Raw genomic sequence first — 24331 nt, 5'->3', positions numbered from 1 at the left:
ATGGTCTCCTGGTGGCGGGAGGTGGAAGCGGAAGCGCGCGGCTAGCGTCGCGCAAATCGTGGTGAAGCGTTATTTCAGGTACGAGCGCACCAGCGCGGCGATCTCGTCGATGCTGGCCTCGCGCCCGCGATCGGCCACGGCCTGGCCGAGCTCCTCGCGGATATGGCTTTCCAGCACCTGCGACATCAAACCGTTGACCGCGCCGCGGATCGCGGCGATCTGCTGCAGCACCGCCGCGCACTCGCTGCCGGCCTCGAGCGCGCGCTCGAGCGCCTCGGCCTGGCCCTTGATCCGGCGCACGCGGGCGAGGACGAGTTTTTTCTCTGCGGGGGAGTGCGGCATGGCGGGCTTCGGTGGGGCGTCGCTGGATACTGGGGGATAGTATCAGATCGCGCCATCGCGCATGGCCTTCCTGTAGGAGCGGCGCAAGCCGCGACCGCGGCACCACATACGCCGGCGACACCCAGCGCAACCCGGCTACAACACGCCCGGCAATCGGTCGCGCCGGCGCTCGCGGATTCGCGGTCGCGGCTCGCGCCGCTCCTACAGGGACTTCGGATACGAAAACGGCGCGCCGAGGCGCGCCGTTTCCAAGCAGCACGGGCCGCCGCCCTCAACCGGTGTTCTGCACCCCCGCCGCAATGCCGTTGACCGTCGCCACCAACGCCTGCAACAACGCATCGTCGGGGCGGTCGGCGGCGCGCCAGCGTGCGAGCAGATCGACCTGCAGCAGGCTGATCGGATCGACATACGGATTGCGCAGCCGGATCGACTGGCGCAGGCGATGGTCGCCGCGCAGCAGTTCGTCGCTGCCCTTGATCGCCAGCACCGCGGCGCGGGTGCGTTCGAATTCGGCGGCGATGCCTGGGTGGAAACGCGCGTGCAGGTCGCCTTCGGGCAGCGCTTCGGCCAGGCGCGAGTAGCGCTCGAAGATCGCCGGGTCGGACTTGGCCAGGACCATTTCCAGGTCGTCGATCAAGGTGCCGAAGAACGGCCAGTCGCGCGCCATCTCCGCCAGCGCGTCGCGGCCGTGCTGCGCCAGGGCGCGTTCCAGGCCGGTGCCGACGCCGTACCAGGCGGTCAGTCCGGCGCGGTTCTGCGACCACGCGAACACCCACGGGATCGCGCGCAGCGAGGAGATGTCGCCGGTGCCGGCGCGCTTGGCCGGACGCGAGCCGATGCGCAGGCGTTCGATCACGTCGATCGGCGTGGCGGCGCGGAAGTAGGCCGGGAACTGCGGGTCTTCGTGCACCAGCGCGCGGTAGTGTTCGCGCGCGTCGAGCGCGAGCCGGCCGGCGATGCCGCGCCAGCCGGCCTCGCGCGGCTCCGGCGCGCGCGGGCGCAGGGTCGCGCGCAGCACCGCGCCGCTGGTCTGTTCCAGGTTGCGCAGGGCCAGCGCGCGGATGCCGTACTTGCGATGGATCACCTCGCCCTGCTCGGTCAACCGCAGGTAGCCGTCGACCGAACCGCGCGGCGCGGCGATCACCGCGCGCTCGGTCTTGCCGCCGCCGCGGCTGATCGAGCCGCCGCGACCGTGGAAGAACGCGATGCGCACCCCGCTGTCGGCGGCCAGCGCGGTCAGCGCGATCTGGGTCTGCTGCAGGGCCCAGCGCGAGGCGACCATGCCGCCGTCCTTGGCGCTGTCGGAATAGCCCAGCATCACCACCTGGCGGTCGCCGCGCGCACGCAGGTGGCCGCGGTAGACCGGATCGGCGAACAACGCGCGCAAGGTGTCGGCGGCGGCGTCGAGGTCGTCGACGGTCTCGAACAGCGGCGCCACGTCCAGCGGCACCCGGCCCTGGTCGTCGGCGCAGCCGGCGGTACGCGCCAGCGCCAGCACCGCCAGCGCGTCGGCGGCGCTGCGGCTCATGCTGACGATGTAAGGGCCGAACGCGCGCGCGCCGAAGCGCGGGCGCAGGCGCGCGACCGCGCGGAACACCTCCAGCGTCGACTGCGCCGCGGGCGCGGCCGGACGCGCCGGCGGCGCCTCGCCGTCGAGCAGGCGATGCAGGCGCGCGGCGCGCGCGGCGACGTCGAGCTCGGCCCACTCGGGCTGGTCCAGCAACGCCGCCAACGCGGCGTCGTGGGTGGCCGAATCCTGGCGCAGGTCGAGCCCGGCCAGGTGGAAACCGAAACATTCCGCGCGCCGGCGCAGGCGCCGCACCGCGAAGCCGCCGGCGTGCGCGCCCTGGTGCGCGGCCAGGCTGCGTTCGATCAGATCGATGTCGGCCAGGAACGCGGCCGCGTCGGGATAGCCGTGCACGCTTTCGTCCAGCGTCGCCTGCAGCCGCGCCGACATCAGCCCCAGCAGGTTGCGGTAAGGCATATCGGCGTGGCGCGGCTTGAGCAGCGCGGCGGCCTTGGGCAACAGGTAGCGATAGTCCTCGACCTTGGCCAGCACCGCGTCGTCGACGCGTACGCGATGCACCGACTGGCTCAGCAGTTCTTCCAGCGAAGCCAGATCGCGCCGGTACGCGCCCAGCACCAGCGCGCGCTGGCCGGCGAGCGTGGCGGCGACGGTGTCGGCGCCGACATTGGGATTGCCGTCCATGTCGCCGCCGACCCAGGTGCCGAAACCGAGCACGTCCGGCAGCGCCGGCGCCGCGCCGTAGGTTTCGCGCAGCGCCTCCTCGAACACTTCGTAGTAGACCGGCAGCACCCGGTAGAGCACGTCGGACAGATAGAAGCCGACGTGCTCGAACTCGTCGGCGACGCTGGGCTTGGCCGCCGGCGCCTCGGCGGTCTGCCAACTCGCGGTCAGCGCGAGGCGGATGCGCTCGCGGTCGGCGCGGCGCTCGGCCGGGGTGCGGCCGCGGTCGATGTCGGCGACCAGGCATTCGACGATGGTGCGCTCCTTCTCCAGCAACGCGCGCCGCACCGCTTCGGTGGGATGGGCGGTGAACACCGGCTCGATCCGCAGCCGCGGCAGCAGCGCCGCCACTTCCTCGGCGCTGACGCCCTGCCGCGCCAGCGCCGCCAGCGAATCGCGCAGGCCGCCGGGCTGGGCGCCGGCGCCGCTGCGCTCGTAATCGCGGCGGCGGCGGATGCGGTGCACGCGCTCGGCCAGGTTGACCGCCTGGAAATACGTGGCGAACGCGCGCACCAGATCGGCGGCCTGATCCAGGTCGATATCGGCCAGCGCCGCGGCCAGCGCGTCGACCGGCTCGCCGGCCTCGCGGCGGCGGATCGCGGCGCGGCGCAGCCGCTCGACATCGTCGAGGAAGCCCTGGCCGCGTTGCTCGGCGAGGATCTCGCCGACCAGGGCGCCGAGCGTTTTGACGTCCTCGCGCAGCAGGGCGTCGGTGGGCGCGAAATCGGCCGCGCGGTCGGCGGCCGGGTCGGCCGCGCGCAAGGATTCGTCGTTGCTGTCGGTCATGACGTTCATTCGTCCAAGGCTAGCGCAGAGGCTTGTGCATTGCAGCATGCCGCCGTTCAAACCGCGCGAGGGCGCGTTAGTTGCCGCGGTAACCAATGCCGCGGCGGCATCGGGCATGCTGGGCCGCAACCGCATTGGAGCCGTTCCATGCACCCGTCCGCGCTCGCCCGCTGCCGCCCCGCCGTCGCCGCGGCGCTCGCGCTGGTCGCGATCGGCTGTTCGCGCCCGCCGCCGTTGCTGGCCGACGCCGCGGCGCTGACCCAGGCCCAGCGCGCGCTGGCGGCGTTGCCGGAGTTCGCCGGGCGCGCGCCGCAAGTGCATGCGGCCGCGTTGTTTCACGACGATGACATCGAGATCGCGATCGTCGACCCGGGCGATGCGCGCACGCTGCACACCTACCGTTATCGGCAGGGCCGCTGGCGGCGCGAGGACGCGATGGGCCACAGCTGCGCGCAGTGGCGCGACGCGTTGGGCGAAAACAACGACGACCTTGCGCTGCAACGGATCGATTTCGCCACCGCGGCGCGGGTGCGCGCGAACTGGTACGAGCGCGCGCGCGGCGTCCCCGGCGCGCTCGCCGATCCCGACTACGACCGGCTCAGCGGCGTGTGGTTCTACACCCGCGACCACCGCCGGAGCGTCGGGCGCGGCGACGATGGCGCGGCGGACAGCGATGCGCCGCCCGGCGGCGGGCGCGGCAGCGACGAGCCCGGCAGCGACCAGCGCGACCGCGTCGCGCCGGGCCCCGGCGAGCGCGACGACGGCGAGCGCGGCCAGTGGTCCACCGGCCCGATTTCCGGCCAGGGCGGCGTCGGCTACCAGATCGAGTTCGGTATCGACGGCTCGGTGCGCCGCTTCGAACGCCTGCGCTGACCGCTCGTCCGCGACCGTCGCCGCGGCGCTGGCGCCGGTCGCGCAAAACCCGGACACTTGCGCCCTTTCCGCCGCCCGCCTCGCAAGGATCGCGTCATGCCGTACTTCGGCCTCGGACTGCACGTGCTCGTCGCCCTGTGTTTCGCCGTCCACGCCGTGCGCAGCGGCCAGGACCGCTATTGGCTGATGATCCTGTTCATGTTCCCGCTGCTCGGCAGCGTGGTCTACGCCTTCGCCATCTGGCTGCCGGAACAGCGCCACAGCCGCCACGGCCGCGCCCTGGTCGGCAACGTGCGGCGCATGCTCGACCCGGGCCGCGAACTGCGCGAGGCGCAGGACGCGTTCGACACCTCGGCCACCACCGACAACCGCCTGCGCCTGGCCGACGCGCTGCTCGGCGCCGGCCGCGCCGGCGACGCGCTGCCGCTGTACCGCGCCGCGCTCGGCGGCGTGCATCGCGACGATCCGCAGATCCAGGTCAAGCTCGCCCACGCGCTGCTGGAAGCCGGCGAACCGGCGCAGGCGCGGCAGTTGCTCGACGAGCTGATCGCCAAGCGCCCCGACTTCCGCTCGCCCGAAGGCCACCTGGCCTATGCGCGCGCGGTCGCCGCGCAGGGCGACCGGGCCAAGGCGAAGGAAGAGTTCGAAGCCCTGGTCGGCTACAGCAGCGGCTTCGAGGCGCATGCGCGCTACGCCGAGTGCCTGATCGGCTGGGGCGAACTCGGCCGCGCGCGCGAACTGTGCGAACAGGTGCAGGCCAAGGCGCGGCGCCTGCCGGCGTATGCGCGCAAGATGCACAAGCCGGACCTGGACAAGCTCAAGGAACTGGACAAGCGCGCGCAGGCGATGTGAGCGCGGCCGGCTGAAACGAAAGCGTCGGGGCTGAGGTCCCTCCCACGACCGCACGCTCTTGTGGGAGGGACTTCAGTCCCGACGCTCTTGCACCCGATCGCCGCGCTACACCGCCTCCTCGCCGCGCAACAACGCCACCACCCAATCGCGCACCCATCCCAGCCGCGCCGCGCCTTCGGCTTCCGGCAGCCACGCCAGGTACAAGCGCTTGGCCGGCGCGGCGCGCGGCAGCGGCAAGGCCTTCAACTCGCCCTGTTGCAACCGCTGCGCGATCAGCCGCGGATACAGCAAGGCGATGCCCTGCCCGGCCAGCGCCGCGCTGATCGCCGGCATCGGCGAGGACAGGCTCAGCTGCGGCAGCGGCCAGGCCGCGACGTCGTCGCCGAACCAGGCCGGCCAGTCTTCGCGCCAGCCCTCGCTGACCACGTGCAGCAGGCGCGCGCCGGGCACCGGGTCCAGCCACCAGCGCTGCGGGTCCAGCCGCGCGTGCAGCGCGGGCGAGACGACCGGCACCAGCGCCTGCTCGAACAGCAGCTCGCCGCGCAGCCCTTGTTCGCCGGGATCGCGATGCATCAGCAACGCATGCACGCGCGCTTGGGCGAGGTCGGCGGCGCCGGCCGGGCAGATCAATTGCAACTCGAATCCGGCGCGGGCGGAGAACTCCTCGATCCGCGGCAACAGCACGCTCACGCTGAGGCTGGTCGGCGCACCCAGCAGCAGGCGCCGGCTTTCGTCGCCGCGCAGGCGCAGGCGCGCGCTCGCCGCCTCGATCCGGGCGAAGCCGTCGATCAGCGCCTCGCCGAACTCGCGCCCCAGCGGGGTCGGCCGCGCGCGGCCGCCGCTGCGGTCGAGCAGGCGCAGGCCGAAGGCCTCCTCCAGGTGCTGGACGTGCTGGCTCAGCGCGGCGTGGCTCAGGTGCAGGTGCTCGGCGGCGCGGCGCATGCCGTCGTGGCGGACCACCGCGGCGAAGGCCTGCAAGGCGCGCAGCGGCGGCAGCCGGCGCGCGGGCGGGGCGTCGCGGGGTTCCGGAGCGTCGATGCCTGTGGTCATTTTTACTTACCACCTTTCTCGATAAACGAGATTTTTCAATAGCGAACCTGCGGATAGATTTACCACATGTCTTCCGCCCAGCTGACCGCCACGGCCGCCCCGCCCTCCCGCTCCCTGCCCCTGCGCGCCGGCCTGATGGCGGCCGCGTCGGTCTCCCTGGCCCTGCTCGCCGTGCTCAGCCGCTACACCCGCGGCCTGGCGCCGGAGCTGGTCACCTGGGGCCGCTTCGTCCTGCCGGTGCTGGTGCTGACCGCGTTCGCGCGCGGACCGGACTGGCGTGCGGCGTGGTCGCTGGCCGACCGCCTGGGCTGGCTGCGCGCGCTGTGCGCGGTGATCGCGCAGATCTGCTTCGTGTTCGCCGCGACCCAGGGCGACCTGTTGCAGGCGGTGCTGCTGTACAACACCGGCCCCTTGTTCATCCCGCTGGTGGCGTGGCTGTGGCTGCGCGAACCGCTGCGGCCGGCGACCGTGGCCGGGCTGGCGCTGGGCTTTCTCGGCGTGCTCGCGGTGCTGCGCCCGGGCGGCCGCGCGCCGGACCCGCTGGCCCTGGTCGCGCTGACCGGCGGCGTCGCCATGGCGGTGTCGCAGGTGCTGTTCTATCGCAGCGCGCAGCGCCAACCGCCGCTGCGCAACCAGTTCAAGCTGTACACCCAGGCCTCGCTGCTGAGCCTGCCGCTGGCCCTGCTCGGCGCGGCGCACACGCCCTGGGCCACGGTGCTGGGCGGCGGCGCCGCGTCCGAGCCGGTGTGGGTGCTGACCCTGGCCTTGCTCGGCATGACCGCGTGCAGCCTGGGCAACCAGTCGCTGCGCGACCTGGCATACCGCGGCATGGACAACGCCTCGACCCTGGCGCCGTTGATGTACGTGGCGGTGCCGGTCAGCGCCGCGCTCGACTGGCTGCTGTTCGGCCGCGTCGCCGCGCCGATGGCGCTGTTCGGCGCGGCGCTGATCGTCGCCGGCGCGGTGGTGGCGCTGCGCAGCGGGCGCGCGAGGCGGCGCGGGCTTCGCCTTGAGGGAATGCGGCGGCGCGGTTGTCGAGGGCGCGCGCGGCGCGGCGATGGCGTTGGGACGGAGCGGGGCGTGCTCAGGATGAAGCATGAGCATCGCGGCTTTGATTGCTGTTGCTGTCGCTGCTGTTGTTGGTGGTGGTGTTGCTGTGGCTGTTCGCTTTGACGCACCCTCGCCTGAGGCCCACGTCGCCCAGCCCCGGAGGGCGCGCGCATGGATGCGCGCGTGCGCCATGGGACAGGATGTCCCTTATGGCGCAGCCCCGCGTCGGGTGCTGGACATAGTGGATTTTGACTTAAAACAAGCGTTTTTCTTTGGCTGGCGGTCTCTAACCTCAAGTGCATCACCCCAATGAGGCACTGCGAATGGGCCAGGCATATTCACATCTGAGCGCCGAAGAGCGTGGCGCCATCATGGTCCTGATCGCCCAAGGGGCGAGCGGCCGCCGGATCGCTCAGGTGCTGGGCCGCGCGCAAAGCACCATCGCTCGCGAACTGCGCCGCAACGGATACCGGTCCGATTTGGCGGCGCCGCTGAGAGGGCGCCCTCGCCTGGAACCGGGCTACGACGCAACCCGGGCGGGCCGACGGGCGCAACGATTGCGTCGGCGAGCACGGGTGCGCCGCAAGCTGCAACGCGATACTCCGCTGTGGCGGCGCGTTCGCTACTGGCTGGAGCGGTGCTGGTCGCCGCAACAGATTGCCGACAAACTGCGAGATCTGTATCCCGACCGGCCCTGGCTGCACGTGTCGCACGAAACGATCTATACCGCGATCTACGCGATGCCGCGCGGCGAACTGCGCCGCCAGGTGACCCGGCTGTTGCGGCAAGGGCGCAAATCCGGCCGCCGCACGCGTCAGGGAGGCGATGCCCGCGGGCATTTGCCGGATCTGCCCAACATCCGCCTGCGGCCGCCGGCGGCGCATGAGCGCTTGATGCCGGGGCATTGGGAGGGCGATCTGATCGTCGGCGCGCACAACCGCTCGGCGATCGGCGTGTTGGTCTGCCGCCGCACCTTGTACGTCAAGCTGGTCAAGCTCGAAGACGCGACCGCGCGCACGGTGCTGGAGGCCTTCGGCTCGGCGTTCGAGGGCGTGACGCCGCAGCTGCGCCAGACCTTGACCTACGACCAGGGCAAGGAAATGGCGTTGCATCGGCAGTTGAGCGAACGCACCGGTTTATCGATCTATTTCGCCGACCCGCATAGTCCTTGGCAACGCGGCATTTGCGAAAACACCAACGGTTTGTTGCGGCAATACTTCCCCAAGGGAACCGATTTGTCGGTGCATTCTGCGCAGCGGCTCAAGGAGGTGGCGTGGGAAATGAACAACCGCCCCCGTCGCAGCCTGGGTGTGCGCTCACCGGTTGAGGTGCTGTATGAAGAGCTCAAAACCCTACAGGTGCAGGGTGATGCACTTGGAACTTGACTCCGCCAACCAAAGAAAAGGCCTCTTCTTTTTCGGATCAAGGGCCACTAGGGCTCATCGCGGCGCGGGGCCGCGCCATAAGGGGCATCCTGCCCCATGGCGCGCGTGCGCATCCATGCGCACGCCCTCCGGGGCTTCGGGACGACTGCATCGCGCTGGGGGGCGAGCACAAGCAACAGCTACAGCTACAGCTACAGCTACAGCTACAGCTACAGCAAGATCAAAAAGGACTCCGGCTTTCGCCGCAATGACGGCTCGGCATCGCCTCGCGGTCGCAACCGCGCGAAACGTCGTAGACAAGCTCGCTCCGCACCAGCGACGCGTCGTCGCAGCCCGCCCCGCCATCCGTGACGCACCCCCCGTTTCGCGCATCGCGACCGCCGCCACACGCCCGCGCATGTCCCTCCAGGCGACCGCCCGCACAGAATCGCCCGGCCACGGTCACTAGGATCGGGCCGCATAAACGCCGGGGCGCCGCCGCGCGGCCGCACCCGTCCCGAGACGCGATCGCAATCGCGCCGGAAGCACGCCATCGCGAAGCTGTTGGGGGGCCCGTCACCATTGCCCATCGACAGGAGTCGCCATGACCCGCATCCAGCGTTGCACCCTGCTGTCCGCCGCCGTCGCCCTGTGCGCGGCCGCGCTGCCCGCCTCCACCGCCTTCGCCCACGGCACGTTCGTCAATCCGCAAAGCCGGATCTACAAGTGCTACCTGGGCAACAAGGAAAATCCCTCCGATCCGGCCTGCCGCGCCGCCTGGGCCGTGGCCGGCTCGCAGCTGTTCTACGACTGGAACGGCATCAACCAGGCCAACGCCAACAGCAACCACCGCGCGGTGGTGCCCGACGGCAAGCTGTGCAGCGGCAACAACCCGACCTTCCGCGGCCTGGACATCGTGCGCAGCGATTGGCAGACCAGCACCGTGCGCTCCGGCAGCAGCTACACCTTCACCTTCTACGCCACCGCGCCGCACGCGACCAAGGACTGGACGTTCTACGTGACGCCGCAGGGCTGGAACCCGAACTCGACCCTGCGCTGGGGCGACCTGCAGCAGTTCTGCAAGACCGGGCCGATCCCGTTGTCGGCCGGCAACAACTACCACATCACCTGCACCCTGCCGGCGCGCACCGGCCGCCATGTGATCTACAACACCTGGCAGCGCTCGGATTCGACCGAGGCGTTCTACACCTGCATGGACGTCAACTTCACCAGCTCGCTCGCCGACGCGCGCTCGCCGTGGCGCGAGGTCGGCCCGCTCAACGTGATCAACGACTACCCGGCCGGCACCGCGGTGACCCTGCGCGTATTCAACGCCGACGGCAGCGACGCGGAGAAGATCGAGACCGTGCTGCGCGCCGGCGAGACCTCCACCGCGCAGTGGCCGCAGCGCGTCGCCGCGCAGGTCAACGCGCGCGCCAAGTTCGCCCGCATCGGCCAGCAGCGCGGCGGCCAGGTGCAGGCGCAGGCCGGCACCGACAACCGCGTCTACGTCAGCGGCAACCGTTCCTACGCCTTCGACGTACGCCTGCCGGCGTCTGCGCAGCCGCCGGCCGATCACGCCCATCACGGCCACTGAGCGAACGCGCGACGGTTTCACCACGCCAACGGCGGCGCGGGCAACCGCGCCGCCGTTGGCGTGTTCGCATTTCCACGGCCGCCAGTACGCACAGCGCGTTCAATGCACACGCGCTCGATGCCGTACGCACGCAATCGAAACACACTCGATCCGCATTCGTTGCAGGCGCCGTTTTCACCCTATTCGACCATCGCCCGATTACGCGACGGCGACCGATCTTCCAGCATGGATCCGGAGCGCGGACCGCATCGCCGGTGCGCGCTCCGCCGCCAGACTTCCGCGCCGGCGCCCCCGCGCCGCATCCCGTCACCCGGAGACTTCCATGCCCCGCCCCGCTCCTCTTGCGCCTTCGCTGCTGGCGCTGTTCGCCTTGTCGTTCCTGTGCCCCGCTGGCGACGTTCGCGCGCACGGTTCCATGGTCCACCCCAAAAGCCGCATCTATGCCTGCAAGCAAGGCGATGCGGAGAATCCGTCCGATCCGGCCTGCCGCGCGGCCTGGCAGGTGTCGGGCTCGGCGATGTTCTACGACTGGATGAGCATCAACCGGGCCGACGCCGACGGCCGCCACCGCGCCGTCGTGCCCGACGGCCAGTTGTGCAGCGGCGGCAACCCGACGTTCGCCGGCCTCGACCTCGCTCGCGCGGACTGGCAGGCGCAGCCCATCGCGGCCGACGCCAACGGCCGCTTCGCGTTCCTGTTCAAGGGCACCGCGCCGCACGCCACGCGCGCGTGGACTTTCTACATCACCCGCGACGGCTGGAACCCGGAGCGGCCGCTGCACTGGAGCGACCTGGAGCCGTTCTGCACGCTCGGCAACGTGCCGCTCGGCAGCGACGGCAACTACCGCCTGGACTGCCCGCTGCCCAAGCGCAGCGGCCGCCACGTGATCTACAACACCTGGCAGCGCTCGGATTCGACCGAAGCGTTCTACACCTGCATGGACGTGCGCTTCGGCGCCGGCTCCAGCCCGCCGCCGGGCGGCGAACCCGGCACGCCGCCGACCCGGCCGGGCCCGCAGTGGAACGACGCCGGCGCGCTGGGTCTGCGCGGCGAACTGGCGGTCGGCACGGTGCTGACCTTGCGCCTGTTCCAGGCCGACGGGCGCGACGCCGAACGGATCGAGGTCGCGCTCGGCGCCGGCCAGACCGGCGCCGAAGCGTGGCCGCTGCGCCTGGCCGAGCGGGTCAACGCGCAATCGCGCTACGCGCGCGTCGGCGTGCTCGAAGGCGGCGTGGTGACGCCGCGCGCCCCGGCCGAGGCCAACCGCGTCTACCTCGGCGGCGTCGCCCGTCGCTTCGCCCTGGAAACGCGGACACCCGCGCCGCAACCCGGCGACCGCTACGACTACGCCTATCCCGACGGCATCGGCCGCTACCGGCCCGGCGAGACCGTGGTGCTCGGTCGCGACGGCAAGCGCTACGCGTGCCGGCCGTTCCCGCAAGGCGGCTGGTGCAACATCGACCACGACGCCTATCGCCCGGGCAGCGGTTACGCCTGGCAGGACGCCTGGATCGCGTACTGAAACGGCCGTATCGGGCGGGCAACGACGCGCCCGATGCGAAGCGCCGGGGCGGGACCATGCGACACTCGGCTTTTGCCGCCGGGCCCCGCGCATGACCGCCTCTTCGCTGAGCATCGAACAAGCCGCCGCCGCGCTCGCCCGCGGCGGCGTGCTGGTGTATCCGACCGAAGCGGTGTGGGGCATCGGCTGCGATCCGTTCGACCGCGCCGCGGTGCTGCGGTTGCTGGCGATCAAGCAGCGGCCGGTGGACAAGGGCGTGATCCTGATCGCCGCGTCGGTCGCGCAGTTCGACGCGTTGATCGATTGGGACGCGCTGCCGCCCGAACGCGCGCAGGCGGTGCGCGCGAGCTGGCCCGGTCCGCATACCTGGGCGCTGCCGGCGACGCCGGCGGTGCCGGCATGGATCAGCGGCGAACACCGCAGCGTCGCGCTGCGGGTCAGCGCGCATCCGCAGGCCGCCGCGCTGTGCCGCGCCCACGGCGGGCCGCTGGTGTCGACCAGCGCCAACCTCGCCGGCCAGCCGCCGGCGTTCCGCCGCGAGCAGCTCGACCGCGCCGTGCTGGCGCTGGCCGACGGCGTGTGCGAAGGCGAGACCGGCGGACTGGCCGCGCCGACGCCGATCCGGGTGGCGCTGAGCGGCGAGGTGCTGCGCGGCTGAGCGGCGCGCGGCGACAGCCCATCGGCGCGCGCGACTGGGCGCGACGGCGTCATAGCCCAGGCGCGGGCGCTGCGGCATCCGTACGACGGCTTGCGCGCATCGACGCACGCCGCTCCGACACCGCCGCGACCGCCGTGGCGCTAGGTTCGCGGCATCGCGCAACGGAGCCGCCGTCATGACCTCCTTCCCCGCCTGGGCGATATGGGCCCTGCTTTCGGCCGTGTTCGCGGCGCTGACCGCGGTGCTGGCCAAGGTCGGCGTGCAAGGCATCTCGGCCGACTATGCGACGCTCGTGCGCACGGTGGTGATCCTGTGCGTGCTGGCCCTGCTGGTGCCGCTGAGCGGGCAGTGGGTGGACCCGCGCAGCCTGCCGGCGCGCTCGCTGCTGTTCCTGGCCCTGTCCGGGCTCGCCACCGGCGCCTCGTGGCTGTGCTACTACCGCGCGCTGCAGCTCGGCGAGGTCGCGCAAGTGGCGCCGGTGGACAAGCTCAGCGTGGTGCTGGCGGCGCTGTTCGCGGTGGCCTTCCTCGGCGAGCGGCCGTCGCCGCGCGACTGGTTGGGCCTGCTGCTGGTCGGCGGCGGCGTGCTGGTACTGGCCTGGCGGCGCTGAACCGCCGCCGGACGGCGCCGGTTCGACTTTTCCGTAACCCCTCGGTGGCGCAAGATGGGCACATGCCCTCCGCGCCGCGCCACCGCATCGCCGCCGCCGCCGTCCTCGCCTGCCTCGCCGCGGGCGCGGCGCAGGCCACGGGCGCGCCGGCGCCACCGGCCGCCGACACCCCGGCCCGGCCGACCGCGGCGCAGGCCGCCGCCGCGGGCAAGCCCAGCGGCGAAGTGCTGATCTACCGCTGCACCGACGCGCGCGGCCAGCTGAGCCTGCGCGATACGCCCTGCGCCGGCGGCGAGCGCCAGCAAACCGTCAGCATGGTCCGGCCGGTGGACCCGCCGCCGCGTCCCACCGCGCCGACGCCGGCGCCCGCCCCGGCCGCCGCGCGCGCGCCGGCGCCGGCGACCCAGGTCGTGGTGCTGCGCGCGCCGCTGCCGATGTACGACTGCGTGCGCCCCGACGGCAGCCGCTACGTCAGCGACAACGGCGACGGCAATCCGCGGATGATGCCGCTGGTCGACCTCGGCTACGGCCTGCCGATCTACCCGAACGGTTCCTATTCGAGCGGTTCGTACTCGCGCAGCGAGTACTCCGGCGGCATTTCCTCGCACAGTTCGCTCGGCACCGGCCTGCCGCCGCCGCAAGCCGGCGTGCGGGTGGCCGACTCGTCCACCCGCATCGCCATCGGCGGCCGCCACGGCCACGTCTCGTATTCGCGCAACAACGGCTATGTCGTGCCCGGCGGTTACGATTACGGCTACGGCGCCTACTACGGCAGCCAGCTGGTACGCGACGAATGCCACCCGCTGCCGCAGCAGGAAGTCTGCGCGCAGCTGCGCGACCAGCGCTGGGCCGGCGACCGCCGCTACAACAGCGCGCTGCAGAGCGAGCGCGCCAGGATCACCGAGGAACAGCGCGTCATCGACGCGCGCCTGAACGCCGATTGCGGAGCTTACTGATGCGCGTGTGGGGGTTGTGGATGTTGCTGCTGGCCGTTTCCGGCGCGCAGGCCCAGGGCAAGGTGGTGATCTACCGCTGCACCGACGCGATCGGCCAGCTCACCGTGCAGAACAACGTGCCCTGCCCCAAGGGCAGCACCCAGGAAAAGCGCGTGATCGAGGACGCGCCGGTGTCGTCGGCGCCGCCGACGGTGATCACCGGCCCCGGCCAGTATCCGCCGCCGGCGCAGCCGGCGCCGCCGATGCACCCGCCGGTGTCCTCGCAACTGCCGCAAGTGGCGCGGCCGCCGCAGCGTCCGGCGCCGACCGCGCCGACGCCTCCCGCGCCGCTGCCCAAGGCCGACATCGCCGACGCCGACCGGCTGCCGCCGCCGGCGCTGTACGAGTGCCGCACCTACGACAACGGCCGCTACCTCAGCGACACCGACGCGCCGCCGCAGCGCTGCGCGCCGCTGCAGACCACCGGCCTGGGCAACGTCGGCAACGGCGCCGGCGTGGCCTGCCAGATGGTCGACGACCAGTGCCAGCGCATCCCCGACGAGCGCCTGTGCGAGAACTGGAAGCAGCGCCTGCGCGAAGCCGAATCGGCGCTGCGCTTCGGCCGCGCCGACGACCGCGACGCCTCCGCCGGCGAGTACGCGCGGATCCAGCGCATCGTGGTCGAGAGCACCTGCGGCAAGCAGTGACGGCGGCGGCGCCGCCGCGCCCGTCGCGTTTGCCAAACCCGGCCTGCGCCGGCAAAGTCCGCGGATCGCCCTGAGCCCGGCGCGCCCTTGTCGAATCCCGCCCCCGCCGAAGTCCGCCGCATCAACCGCCTGTACTGGATCGAACTGATCCTGGCCTGGGCCGGGCTGTGCGCGAGCATCGTCTGGTCCGGCGAATACGCCGAAACCTTCCAGTACTCGCGCGATGCCGCGTGGATGCGATGGGCCTCGCACGCGCTGCTCGTGGCGCTGTCGCTGGGATGCTTCGCCGCCCTGCAGCGCTGGCAGCCCCGGCTCGCGCCGGACCGCCCGCTCACCGGCATCAACCTGATCCTGACGATGATGGTCGCGATCGGCCTGTACGCGCTGCTCGACATCGTGCCGATCGCGCTGCACCGTGGGGCCGACCCGCAACCGCTGACCGCGGTCGCCTCGGCCGATCCGCGCTATTCCAGCTGGAGCCGCAACTGCAAGCGGCGCGTCTGGATCCAGGGCGACACGCCGCTGCGCGGCCTGCGCCTGTGCGTGCGCGATCGCGCCATGTACGAGCAGTTGACCGCGAGCAAGCGGATCGAAATCGCCGCCACGGCCTCGCCCTACGGCATCGCCATCCAAAGCTTCCGCGCGGCGCCCGCGGCTCAGAACCCGTAACGCAGGAACCCGCCGTCCACCGCGATGCATTCGCCGGTGATGTAGGCCGCCGCCGGCAGGCACAGGAACGCGACCGCCGCGGCCACTTCCTCCGGCTCGCCGATGCGCCCGGCCGGGGTGCGCAGCAGCACTTCGTCGAGATAGTCCGGATCGGCCAGCTTGTCGGAGGTGCGGCGGGTGCGGATGTACCACGGCGCCACCGCGTTGACCCGGATGCCGTCCTCGGCCCATTCCACCGCGAGGTTGCGGGTCATCTGGTGCATCGCCGCCTTGCTCATGCCGTACGGCGAGCCGGTGCGCACGTGGGTCGAACCCGACACGCTGCCGACGTTGACGATGCTCGAGGCCGCATGCCGGGTCAGCAGCGCGTGCGCATAGCGCGACAGCTCGAACGCCGAGAACAGGTTGATCTCGAACACCTGCCGCCACTCGTCCTCGGTGTAGTCGTTGGTGGCCTTGCTGAGGTTGCCGCCGGCGTTGTTGACCAGGATGTGCAGGCCTTCGCCGAAATCCTCGACCCAATCCAGCAGCTCGCGCCGCTGCTCGTCGTCGGCGACGTCGGCGACGAAGGCCTGGACCTCGCGCTCGGGAAAGTCCTCGACCAGTTCGGCGCGCGCCGACTCCAGCGCGGCCGCATCGCGCGCGGCCAGCAGCACGTCGGCGCCGAAGCCCAGCAGTTCGCGCGCGATCGCCCGGCCGATGCCGGCGCTGCCGCCGGTGATCAGCGCGAGCTGTCCGTCCAATCGCCAACGCTTGGGGTCCATCGTTGCCTCCGTCACGGTCGTTGCTTGCGGTCGTTCGCCGCCGCGCGCGCGGCGCGCGACCGGCGTAGCATACCGGCCAGACCGTCGAGAGGATGCCGCGATGAAGCCCAGCCTTGCCGTTATCGCCCTGACCTGCGCCGCGCTGCTGGCGGCGTGCTCCAAGCCGCAGCCGCCCGAGAAGGAGCATCCGGTGGACCCGCAGGCCACGCAGATGCGCGACGCGATCCAGAAGCCCATCGAAAAGGCCAAGGCCGTGGAAGGCGACGTCCAGCAGGGCGCGCAGAACACCCGCGATGCGATCGACGCGGCGGGCGGGTAAAGGTCCGGGCGATCTGAGCGGAAGGCGTCGGGCCTGAAGGCCCTCCCACCACAGCCGCGCAGGCCAGGGCCCGGGTGTTGTGGGAGGGCCTTCAGGCCCGACGCTCTTCGTTCCGCCGCGACGAACCCCCATAACGAAAACGCCGCATCGCGAACGATGCGGCGTTTTCGTTTGCGCGGCCGGCGCAAGACGCCGGCCGCGAGGCACGATCAACTCACAGCGTGCAGAAGCAGTACGCCAGCGCCTTCACCGGCGCGCCGTTGCCGGACTTGGTCGCGTTCTCGACGAAGCGCAGGTCCGCCGCCGCCTGCGGCACGGCCTTGATCAGCAGGCTGTGGGCGAACTCGGACCGGCCCAGCACCGCCGCGCCGGCGCCGCTGCCGGCGAAGCCGGCGAAGAAGCGCTCGAACGGGCTCGGGGTCTTCTCCACGTAGCGCACGCGGAAGTCCTCGGCCTTGCCGAGCTTGGCGCGCTTGGCGACGTCGTCGACCGCGGCCTGCAGGCCGCCCAGCTCGTCGACCAGACCGCGTTCCTTGGCCTGCGCGCCGCTCCACACGCGGCCGCGGGCGATGGCGTCGATGTCGGCCACCGGCTTCTTGCGCGCCTGCGCGACGCGGCCGGTGAAGTCGGCATAGCCCTTGTTGATGATGGTCTGGATCACCTGGCCGACTTCCGGCGCCAGCGGCCGGGTGATGTCGTAGGAGCCGGCGAAACGCGTGGTGCCGACGCCATCGGAATGCACGCCGATCTTCTCCAGCGCGCGCGGCACGGTCGGGATCAGGCCGAAGATGCCGATCGAACCGGTGATGGTCGAGGGATCGGCATAGATGCGGTCGGCGTTCATCGAGATCCAGTAACCGCCCGACGCCGCCAGGTTGCCCATCGACACCACCACCGGCTTGCCGGCGGCCTTCAGGCCGACGATCTCGCGGCGGATCTGCTCGGAGGCGAACACTTCGCCGCCGGGCGAGTTGACCCGCAGCACCAGCGCCTTGACGTTGTCGTCGTCGCGCGCCTCGCGCAGCAGCGCGGCGGTGGAGACGCCGCCGATCGTGCCCGGCGGCTGCTCGCCGCCGGTGATCTCGCCCTCGGCCACGACGATGGCGACCTGCGGGCGGCTGTCGGCCGGGTTGACCACGCGGTCGAGGTTGAACAGATAGGCGTCCATCGCGATCTGGCGGAAGCCGCCGTCGGCGTCCTCGTCGGCGACGCCGCGCTTGGTCAGGATCTGGTCCACTTCCTCGCGCGTCTTCAGCCCGTCGACCAGCTTCAGGCCGAGCGCGTACTTGCCCAGGTCGCCCTGGACCGCGTCCAGGCGCGCCGGCAGTTCGTCGATCGCCGCGCTCAGCGCGGCCGGCTGCAGCTTGCGCGCCTTGGCCACGTCATCTAGATAGCGCTGCCACAGGTCGTTCATCCAGAACAGGTCGGCGGTCTTGGACTCTTCCGAGGCGGCGTCGAGGATGTAGGGCTCGGCGGCCGACTTGAACTCGCCGACCCGGAACAGGTGCACGTCCACGCCGAGCTTGTCCTGCAGCAGCTGGCGGTAGTACAGGCGGTAACGGCCCAGGCCCTCGAGCATCATCGCGCCCATCGGGTCGAGATAGACCTCGTTGGCCTGCGCGGCGACCAGGTACTGCTTCTGGTCCATGCTCTCGGAGAAGGCGATCACTTCCTTCTTGGCCGCGCGCACCCGCGCCACCGCGGCGGCGACCTCGCGCAGGCCGGCCATGCCGCCGGACTGGAGCTTGTCCAGGCGCAGCACCACGCGCTCGATGCGCTTGTCGTTCTTGGCCGCGTCCAGCGCGCGCACGACGTCGCGCAGCTGCACTTCCGGATTCTTGTCGCCGAGGGCGCGGTTGAGCGCGCGCGAGGCCGGGTCGGAGCTGTACTGCTCGACCAGATTGCCTTCCGGCGCGATCACCAGGGTGGTGCGGTCCTGGAACGGCTTGGTGTTGCCGCCGAACAGCATCGCCAGCACCACGATCAGCATGAAACCGAAGAACACCAGGTTGAAGACCAACCGGCGGGTGAAGTTCATCGCGTCCCAGGCGCCTACGAAGAAACGGGCCAGCGGCCCGCGACGTGGGAGGGTCTCGTTCATTTGCACAGGCTCCGTGTGTACGCGCTCAGACTAACCCGGCGCGGGGCGGGGTTTCACCCGCCATTCGTAACGTAGGGTGGTGGAAAAGTTGCGATTCGGCCGCAATCCGTTCATCTGCGCAACGCTCGGCGGCGGCCGGCCCGGTCCGGGGCGGCCGCCGTCCGGGCGCTCTCAGGTGCAGCCGGTCTCGTGCGGATCGACCTCGTGCGGCGCCTCGCGCGCCATCCGCTCGGCCAGCCGCTGCGGCTGGCTGGAGCGCAGGAAGCGCGCGCACAGCAGGACCGAGGCCACGGTCAGGCCGGCGATCAGGCCGATCCACATGCCCTTCGGCCCCCAGCCCAGGCCCAGCCCGAGCCCGGCGCCGATCGGCATGCCCACGCCCCAGTACGCCAGCGCCGCCAGGACCATCGGCACGCGGGTGTCCTTGAGCCCGCGCAGCGCGCCGGCCGACAGCACCTGGATGCCGTCGGGGAACTGGAACATCGCCGAGTACAGCAGCAGCGAGGCGGCCAGCGAGGCGACCGCGACGTCGGTGGTGTAGAAGCTCACCAGCACCTCGTTCGCGCTCAGCAGCAGGATGCCGGAGAACAACTGCGTGCCGATGACGATGGCGTAGCCGGCGAAACCGGCGCGGCGCACGCCGGCGTAGTCGCGCCGGCCCAGGGCATGGCCGACCCGTACCGTGGTCGCCTCGGCCAAGCCCATCGGCACCATGAAGCACAGCGCCGAGAGATTGATCGCGATCTGGTGCGCCGACGCCGGCACCTCGCCGAGCCGCCCGATCAGCAGCGCGGTGACGATGAACAAGCTGCCTTCCATCAGCACGGTCACCCCGATCGGCAGGCCGGTGGCGAGCAGGCCGCGGATGGTCGGCCAGTGCGGCTTGTCGAAGCGCTCGAACAGGCGCAGGTCGGCGAAGCGCTTGGCCGCGCGCAGGACCAGGAAGAAGCCGATCGCCTGCACCCACAGCATCGCCGCCGAGGCGATGCCGAGGCCGCCGGCGCCCATCTCGGGCAGGCCGAACTTGCCGAAGGTCAGCACATAACCCAGCGGCAGCAGCACCAGCAGGCCGCCGGCGCTGAGCAGCATGGTCGGCAAGGTCCAGTGCAGGCCCTCGCTGAGATAGCGCATGCAGAAGAACAGGGTCAGCGCCGGCACGCCCCAGCGGATGCCGTGCAGGAACTCGCGCGTGCCGGGAATGATTTCCGGGGCGATGCCCATCGCCGGCAACGCGTACGGAATCAGGGTCAGGAACGCGAACAGGAACACGCTCAACAGCAGCGCCATCCACAGCGCCTGGCGGAACAGCGCGCCGATCTCGCCGCGGCGGCCGGCGCCTTCGAGTTGCGACACCGACGGCGGCACCGACAGCAGGGTGCCGATCGGGACCATCATCGGCAGCCACCACAACGCGGTGCCGATGGTCACCGAGGCCAGCGTGGTGGTGCTGTGGTGGCCGGCCAGGGTGTTGTCGACGAAGCCGATCAGGCCGGTGGAGACGTGGCCGGCGACCAGCGGCGCGGCCAGAACCAAGGTAGTACGGATTTCCCGGGCCAGGCCGGGGCTCGAGACGGAGGGGGACGACGCAGACATGGGGGGAAACCAACGGCGACTGCGGCCGCGCATCCGGTCGGGGCGCTGGCGCCGGGTCGCGGCGGACGGCTATCTTACCCGCTCGAAAGTGAAGGCCGGGGAGCCTCGTTTCTCGATACATGAGCGCAACCACTGAAGCCACGGCCGCGTCGGCCGGCCACGGCCACGACCGCCCGAGCCACTGCGAGAACTGCCGGGCCGACCTGCACGGGCATTACTGCCACGAATGCGGCCAGTCGGTGCACAACCCGGTGCGCAACTTCGGCCATGCGGTCGAGGAGGTGTTCGAGTCGTTCTGGCACCTGGACGGGCGCGTGTTCCGGACTTTGCGCGATCTGCTGTCTCCGGGCAAAGTCGCGCGCGACTACCTCGCCGGCCACCGCGTGCGTTACCTGCCGCCGCTGCGGCTGTTCGTGATCGCCTCGGTGCTGACCTTCTTCGTCGCCCAGTTCGCGATCCACGTCGAGACCGCCACCCATTTCGACATCGACACCGCGCAGAGCACCACGGTGCGCCTGGGCAACGTCAAGAAGCAGATGCGCGCCGCGCAGAGCGTGGTCGAGGTCGAGGAACTGCGCGCGCGCATCGTCGGCGAGCTGCGCGTCGCGGCCGCCGCCGCGCCGGTGGCGCGCAGCACCATCGAAGCCTCGATCGCCGGGGTCCAGCGCCAGGCCGACAAGCGCATCGAAGCGCTGCGCGCCGAGCAGGGGCTGAGCGCGCAGGACGTGGCCTCGCAACGCGCCGAAGGCGACCGCCTCGCCGCCGCGCCCAAGCCCGGCAGCATGGAAGCGGCGAAGGACCTGGCCGAGGTCGAGCGCCTGCGCGACGCGCGCATCGCCCGCTTGCGCGACGAACACGCCGCGCAGGCCGCCGGCTTGCGCGGCGCCTCGACCCTGGCCGCGCAGATCCGCGTGGCCAACGCCGAAGCCGGCTGCCGCATCGCCCAGTTGCAGATCGGCCACGCCGCATCCAGCGAAGGCGCCCGCGCCCACGACAAGGACCGCGCGCGCTACGGCGAGACCGACTGCGACGGCATGGACGATCCGATCTCGTTCAACGGCAAGCCCTGGGACGCCAAGACCAATCCGCTGACGGTGACGTGGTGGCCGCGGTTCGCCAACGACTGGCTCAACCGCCAGGTCGGCAAGGGCGAGGCCAATTTCCAGCGCGCGACCAAGGACCCGGCGCTGTACATCCACGCGCTGATCGGCGCGATCCCCTCGGCGCTGTTCCTGATGGTGCCGATCTTCGCCCTGCTGCTGAAGATCGCCTACCTCGGCTCGGGCCGCGGCTACCTCGAACACCTGGTGGTGGCGTTGTACAGCCACACCTACCTGTGCCTGGCCTTGCTGGCGATGTTCGTGCTGATGCTGCTGGGCGACGCGATCGCGCCGCACTGGGCCGGTTTCGCCTGGATCAAGGGCCTGGGCATCGGCCTGCTGTGGCTGTGGATGCCGATCTACCTGCTGCTGATGGAAAAGCGCGTCTACGCCAACGGCTGGGCGCTGACGTTGCTGCGCTACACCCTGATCGGCGGCGCCTACTTCTTCCTGATGAGTCTGGCCACGGCCGGGATCATGGCTGCGGCGATCGTGCGGATGTAAGGCGCGGCGACGGCGAGCGCCGTCGGGCGCGACGCATACGGACGACGACGATTCGGAGATCCAGACCATGCACGCGACCGCGGACGAAACCATCTACGAGGTATCGCTGGACGTGGACGCGGCGGTCGCCGCGGACTTCCTCGCCTGGCTGCGCGGGCACATCGACGAAATCTGCGCGCTGCCGGGGTTCCTCGGCGCGGACCTGCACGAACTCGCCGATCCGGCGCCCGCGCCGGGGCGGCTGGCGCTGTGCGTGCGCTACCGGCTGCGCGATGCGGCGGCGCTGGAGACCTACCTGCGCGACCACGCGCCGCGCATGCGCGGCGAAGGCCTGGCCCGCTTCGGCGGACGCTTCGACGCGAGCCGGCGGGTGATGCGGGTGTTGCCGCGTTGAGGCGCGGGCGCGCGGTTTCGTCGTAATCGCATTGGCGCGGTCGCGGCTTGCGCCGCTCCTACAGGGGCTGCGGTGGGTTTCGGCGTGGTTGCGGTGGCGCGGTCGCGGCTTGCGCCGCTCCTACGCGGTCTGCGGTGGGTTTCGTTTGCGACTGTAGGAGCGGCGCAAGCCGCGACCGCGACAACGCAACGACGACGGATTCCAGTCGAGGTCGGCCGTTGCAATAGAGGGCTTGTCCGCGCAACCGCGCGAACGACCCGCGTCTAGCGCGCCAATGCGTCGTGCAACCAGGTTCCGCGTTGCGCCGCCGGCGTCGCCAGCAATCCCGCGCGCAGGCGCTCGCGCTCCTGCGGCGGGGTGCGTTGCACCAGCACCGCGAGGTCCTTGCGCTGCGCCGCGCTGAGCCCGCGCAGCGCCGCCAGCAAGGTCGCGTGCTGTTCCTGCGGCAACTGCGCCAGCAGCGGCTGCAACGCCGGGTAGTCCGCGCCGAGCGCCGGGCCGAGCAGCCAGCCGCGGCGTTCGCTGCGGTCGAGCGCGTCGAATTGCGCGCGCAGCGCCTGTCGCTGCTCCGGCGGCAGCGCGGCATGGCGCGCGGCGGCGGCCTGGGCCTGCGCGCGTTCGTCGGCGCTCAGCGCCTGCCAGGCCAGGTAGCGTTCGCGGCGGGCGCCGCGTTCGGTCGTGTCGAGTTGGTTCCACTGTGCCGCGCGCTGGGCGAATTCGTGCCGTTGCGCCTCGCTCCAGCCGTCCCAGCGCGCGCCGTTGGCGCGGATGCGCGCCTGCACCGGCGCCGGCAGCCGGGCCAGGCTGCGTTCGAGTTCCGGCGGCAGCGCGCGCGCCGGCGCGCTCAGCGCCAGCGTCGTGGCCAGCGCCACGACACCGAACCAGGGCATGCGACTCCAGGCCGCGCCGAAACGCGCGCCGGAGCAGAACGTGCGCGCGACCGTGGTCCGGCTCATTCGCCCTCCTGCGCATCGGTTTCCAGGCCCGCGCGGTCGTTGCCCGCCGGGGCCGGCGTCGCCGCCGGTTCGGCCGGCGGCGCGGCGACCGCCGGGATCGTCCCGGCGTCGCGCGCGGCCAGCCAGCTGTCGAAGTCGACCGCCGCCGACGCCGCCTCGCCTTGCGGGTCGGCGAGCAGCCCGAAGTCGCCGTCGGCGATCAGGCCGGCGTCGCGGCTGTAGCGCTCGGCCGGGCCGCTGCCCTCGGCCAGCGGCGCCACCGTGACGCCGTCGGGGCCGTCGCTGAGCCAGCCGCCGGGCAGCCCGGCCGGCCACCAGAAGGTCGCGGCGAAGGCCAGCGCGCACAGCGCCAGCAGGCTCCACAGCAGCGGCATCAGCCAGCGCGGACGCGGGCGCGCCGGCGCCGGCGCGCGCCGTCCCGGCGGCACGGCGCCCGGCGCGGCGTTGCGCAGCGCGGCGTCGCGCGCCTGCGCCAGACGCTGCAGGCGTTCCGGCGGCAAGGTCTTGATCCGGCGATGGATCTGCTCGCGCAGTTGCTGCCAGGCCTGCGGATCGGCGCGGCCGTCGGCATGCCGCGGCAGCGCCCGCTGCAGGGCCATGCGGTAGGTCGCCGGGGCGACGTGCAATACCGCCGCTGCCTCGGGTTCGGCCAGGCCGGCGGCCAGCCGCAGCAGCAGCGCCGCGCGCGGGCCGCTGCCGAGTTCGCCGAGCCGGTCGGTGGCGTCCAGGGCGATCGCCACCGCGGTGCGCTGGCGCAGGCCGGGCTGGGTCAGCAGCAACGACCAGAAGCGCGCCGGCCATTCGTTGAGCGCGGTCTCGGCGGCGAGTGAGCGGAACCCGGCCATGGCGGCGACCAGCGCGGCGTCGCCGGCGGCGGCGTCGCCGGCCTGCAACTCGGCCAGCACCGCGCCGCGGCGCTCGATCCCGCGCAGGAACGCCGACAGCGCGGCAGGGGCGGCGGGCGCGTCCGTTCGGGGGGTGGACGGCCCCGGGGCGGGGGGTGTGGAACTCATCGGAACGACTTCACCATACGGCGCATCATAGCGATGCCGGACGTGCGCAAAACTGCTTGACAAACCGCCAAACCGCGTCAGCGCGAGGCGGGACGCGGCTTGCGCGAAAATCCGGTTGTGCACAGCAGTAACGGAACCGTCATGCGTCGCCCTTTCACGGAACCAAACCCCCTTGTTACAGCGATGTTTCACGGCTAAGTACATGATTCATAAGAAAAACCTTCAATTGGCGATTTTTTCACCAACCTAACCCGAGGGCTTGATTCAACGCCCTCGCGCAGCCCTGCCGACACACCATGCACAGATTTATCCACAACCCATGTG

At 71.6% G+C, this 24331-nt stretch carries 22 protein-coding genes; 14 read left to right on the top strand and 8 right to left on the bottom strand.

Annotation, left to right across the window (positions count from 1 at the left end; all coding sequences use genetic code 11):
- Positions 1–69: 69 nt before the first annotated feature.
- Both JHW41_RS02220 and ppc read right to left on the bottom strand, forming a co-directional pair.
- Entirely contained in the window at positions 70–342 is a 273-nt protein-coding gene (locus JHW41_RS02220; RefSeq protein WP_057949354.1) for a metal/formaldehyde-sensitive transcriptional repressor, read from the bottom strand.
- A 271-nt stretch (positions 343–613) separates the two neighbouring features.
- Complete coding sequence (gene ppc, locus JHW41_RS02215; protein WP_250448872.1) at positions 614–3376, bottom strand: phosphoenolpyruvate carboxylase; 2763 nt, start codon at positions 3374–3376, stop codon at positions 614–616.
- Between the two features lie 147 nt (positions 3377–3523).
- On the opposite strand from ppc, the gene JHW41_RS02210 reads away from it, so the two are divergent.
- Together JHW41_RS02210 and JHW41_RS02205 are read left to right on the top strand one after the other, a co-directional pair.
- Positions 3524–4249, top strand: a complete 726-nt coding sequence (locus JHW41_RS02210; RefSeq protein ID WP_250448871.1) for a hypothetical protein — start codon at positions 3524–3526, stop codon at positions 4247–4249.
- Between the two features lie 96 nt (positions 4250–4345).
- Complete coding sequence (locus JHW41_RS02205; RefSeq protein WP_250448870.1) at positions 4346–5101, top strand: tetratricopeptide repeat protein; 756 nt, start codon at positions 4346–4348, stop codon at positions 5099–5101.
- 105 nt (positions 5102–5206) lie between these two features.
- Here JHW41_RS02205 and JHW41_RS02200 read toward each other — a convergent pair whose 3' ends face one another.
- Positions 5207–6151: a LysR family transcriptional regulator gene (locus tag JHW41_RS02200; protein WP_250448869.1), complete on the bottom strand. Its 945-nt coding sequence runs from the start codon at positions 6149–6151 to the stop codon at positions 5207–5209.
- A 66-nt stretch (positions 6152–6217) separates the two neighbouring features.
- On the opposite strand from JHW41_RS02200, the gene JHW41_RS02195 reads away from it, so the two are divergent.
- From JHW41_RS02195 to JHW41_RS02155, 9 genes are all read left to right on the top strand, one after another.
- Complete coding sequence (locus tag JHW41_RS02195; protein ID WP_250448868.1) at positions 6218–7324, top strand: DMT family transporter; 1107 nt, start codon at positions 6218–6220, stop codon at positions 7322–7324.
- A gap of 200 nt (positions 7325–7524) precedes the next feature.
- The gene (locus JHW41_RS02190; protein ID WP_250448475.1) at positions 7525–8586 is read left to right on the top strand and encodes an IS30 family transposase; all 1062 of its coding nucleotides are present in this window, start codon (positions 7525–7527) and stop codon (positions 8584–8586) included.
- Between the two features lie 583 nt (positions 8587–9169).
- A complete protein-coding gene (locus JHW41_RS02185) occupies positions 9170–10162 on the top strand; it encodes a lytic polysaccharide monooxygenase (protein WP_250448867.1) in 993 nt (330 codons plus the stop codon).
- Positions 10163–10484: 322 nt separating this feature from the next.
- Positions 10485–11684: a lytic polysaccharide monooxygenase gene (locus JHW41_RS02180; protein WP_057949360.1), complete on the top strand. Its 1200-nt coding sequence runs from the start codon at positions 10485–10487 to the stop codon at positions 11682–11684.
- A gap of 91 nt (positions 11685–11775) precedes the next feature.
- Positions 11776–12342: an L-threonylcarbamoyladenylate synthase gene (locus JHW41_RS02175; protein ID WP_078999221.1), complete on the top strand. Its 567-nt coding sequence runs from the start codon at positions 11776–11778 to the stop codon at positions 12340–12342.
- 175 nt (positions 12343–12517) lie between these two features.
- Positions 12518–12952, top strand: coding sequence for an EamA family transporter (locus tag JHW41_RS02170; protein ID WP_250448866.1), 435 nt, complete (start codon positions 12518–12520; stop codon positions 12950–12952).
- Positions 12953–13014: 62 nt separating this feature from the next.
- Positions 13015–13908, top strand: a complete 894-nt coding sequence (locus tag JHW41_RS02165; protein ID WP_250448865.1) for a DUF4124 domain-containing protein — start codon at positions 13015–13017, stop codon at positions 13906–13908.
- Positions 13908–14594: a DUF4124 domain-containing protein gene (locus tag JHW41_RS02160; protein ID WP_078999226.1), complete on the top strand. Its 687-nt coding sequence runs from the start codon at positions 13908–13910 to the stop codon at positions 14592–14594. The genes JHW41_RS02165 and JHW41_RS02160 overlap by 1 nt, the downstream gene beginning before the upstream one ends.
- An 87-nt stretch (positions 14595–14681) precedes the next feature.
- Complete coding sequence (locus JHW41_RS02155) at positions 14682–15263, top strand: hypothetical protein (protein ID WP_250448864.1); 582 nt, start codon at positions 14682–14684, stop codon at positions 15261–15263.
- On the opposite strand, the gene JHW41_RS02150 is transcribed toward JHW41_RS02155, so the two are convergent.
- On the bottom strand, positions 15251–16027 hold the full coding sequence (locus JHW41_RS02150) for an SDR family oxidoreductase (protein ID WP_078999231.1): 777 nt from the start codon (positions 16025–16027) through the stop codon (positions 15251–15253). The genes JHW41_RS02155 and JHW41_RS02150 overlap by 13 nt on opposite strands.
- A gap of 100 nt (positions 16028–16127) precedes the next feature.
- Here JHW41_RS02150 and JHW41_RS02145 point away from each other — a divergent pair, with 100 nt between their 5' ends.
- The gene (locus JHW41_RS02145) at positions 16128–16346 is read left to right on the top strand and encodes a hypothetical protein (RefSeq protein WP_078999238.1); all 219 of its coding nucleotides are present in this window, start codon (positions 16128–16130) and stop codon (positions 16344–16346) included.
- 214 nt (positions 16347–16560) lie between these two features.
- Here JHW41_RS02145 and sppA read toward each other — a convergent pair whose 3' ends face one another.
- A complete protein-coding gene (gene sppA, locus JHW41_RS02140; protein WP_078999241.1) occupies positions 16561–18447 on the bottom strand; it encodes a signal peptide peptidase SppA in 1887 nt (628 codons plus the stop codon).
- A 171-nt stretch (positions 18448–18618) separates the two neighbouring features.
- A complete protein-coding gene (locus JHW41_RS02135; protein ID WP_250448863.1) occupies positions 18619–20040 on the bottom strand; it encodes an MATE family efflux transporter in 1422 nt (473 codons plus the stop codon).
- A gap of 119 nt (positions 20041–20159) precedes the next feature.
- On the opposite strand from JHW41_RS02135, the gene JHW41_RS02130 reads away from it, so the two are divergent.
- A complete protein-coding gene (locus JHW41_RS02130; RefSeq protein WP_250448862.1) occupies positions 20160–21644 on the top strand; it encodes a DUF3667 domain-containing protein in 1485 nt (494 codons plus the stop codon).
- Positions 21645–21711: 67 nt separating this feature from the next.
- The gene (locus JHW41_RS02125) at positions 21712–22038 is read left to right on the top strand and encodes a DUF4286 family protein (protein ID WP_250448861.1); all 327 of its coding nucleotides are present in this window, start codon (positions 21712–21714) and stop codon (positions 22036–22038) included.
- Positions 22039–22301: 263 nt separating this feature from the next.
- Here the strand turns inward: JHW41_RS02125 and JHW41_RS02120 are convergent, their stop codons facing one another.
- Both JHW41_RS02120 and JHW41_RS02115 read right to left on the bottom strand, forming a co-directional pair.
- On the bottom strand, positions 22302–22994 hold the full coding sequence (locus JHW41_RS02120; protein ID WP_250448860.1) for a DUF3106 domain-containing protein: 693 nt from the start codon (positions 22992–22994) through the stop codon (positions 22302–22304).
- Entirely contained in the window at positions 22991–24007 is a 1017-nt protein-coding gene (locus JHW41_RS02115) for a hypothetical protein (RefSeq protein WP_250448859.1), read from the bottom strand. Before JHW41_RS02115 ends, JHW41_RS02120 begins: the two co-directional genes overlap by 4 nt.
- Between the last annotated feature and the right edge of the window lie 324 nt (positions 24008–24331).

Source organism: Lysobacter enzymogenes, from assembly GCF_023617245.1.
Classification (GTDB): Bacteria; Pseudomonadota; Gammaproteobacteria; order Xanthomonadales; family Xanthomonadaceae; genus Lysobacter; species Lysobacter yananisis.
Note: the sequence above shows the minus strand (reverse complement) of the source record. Positions and strands in the feature narration are given on the sequence as shown.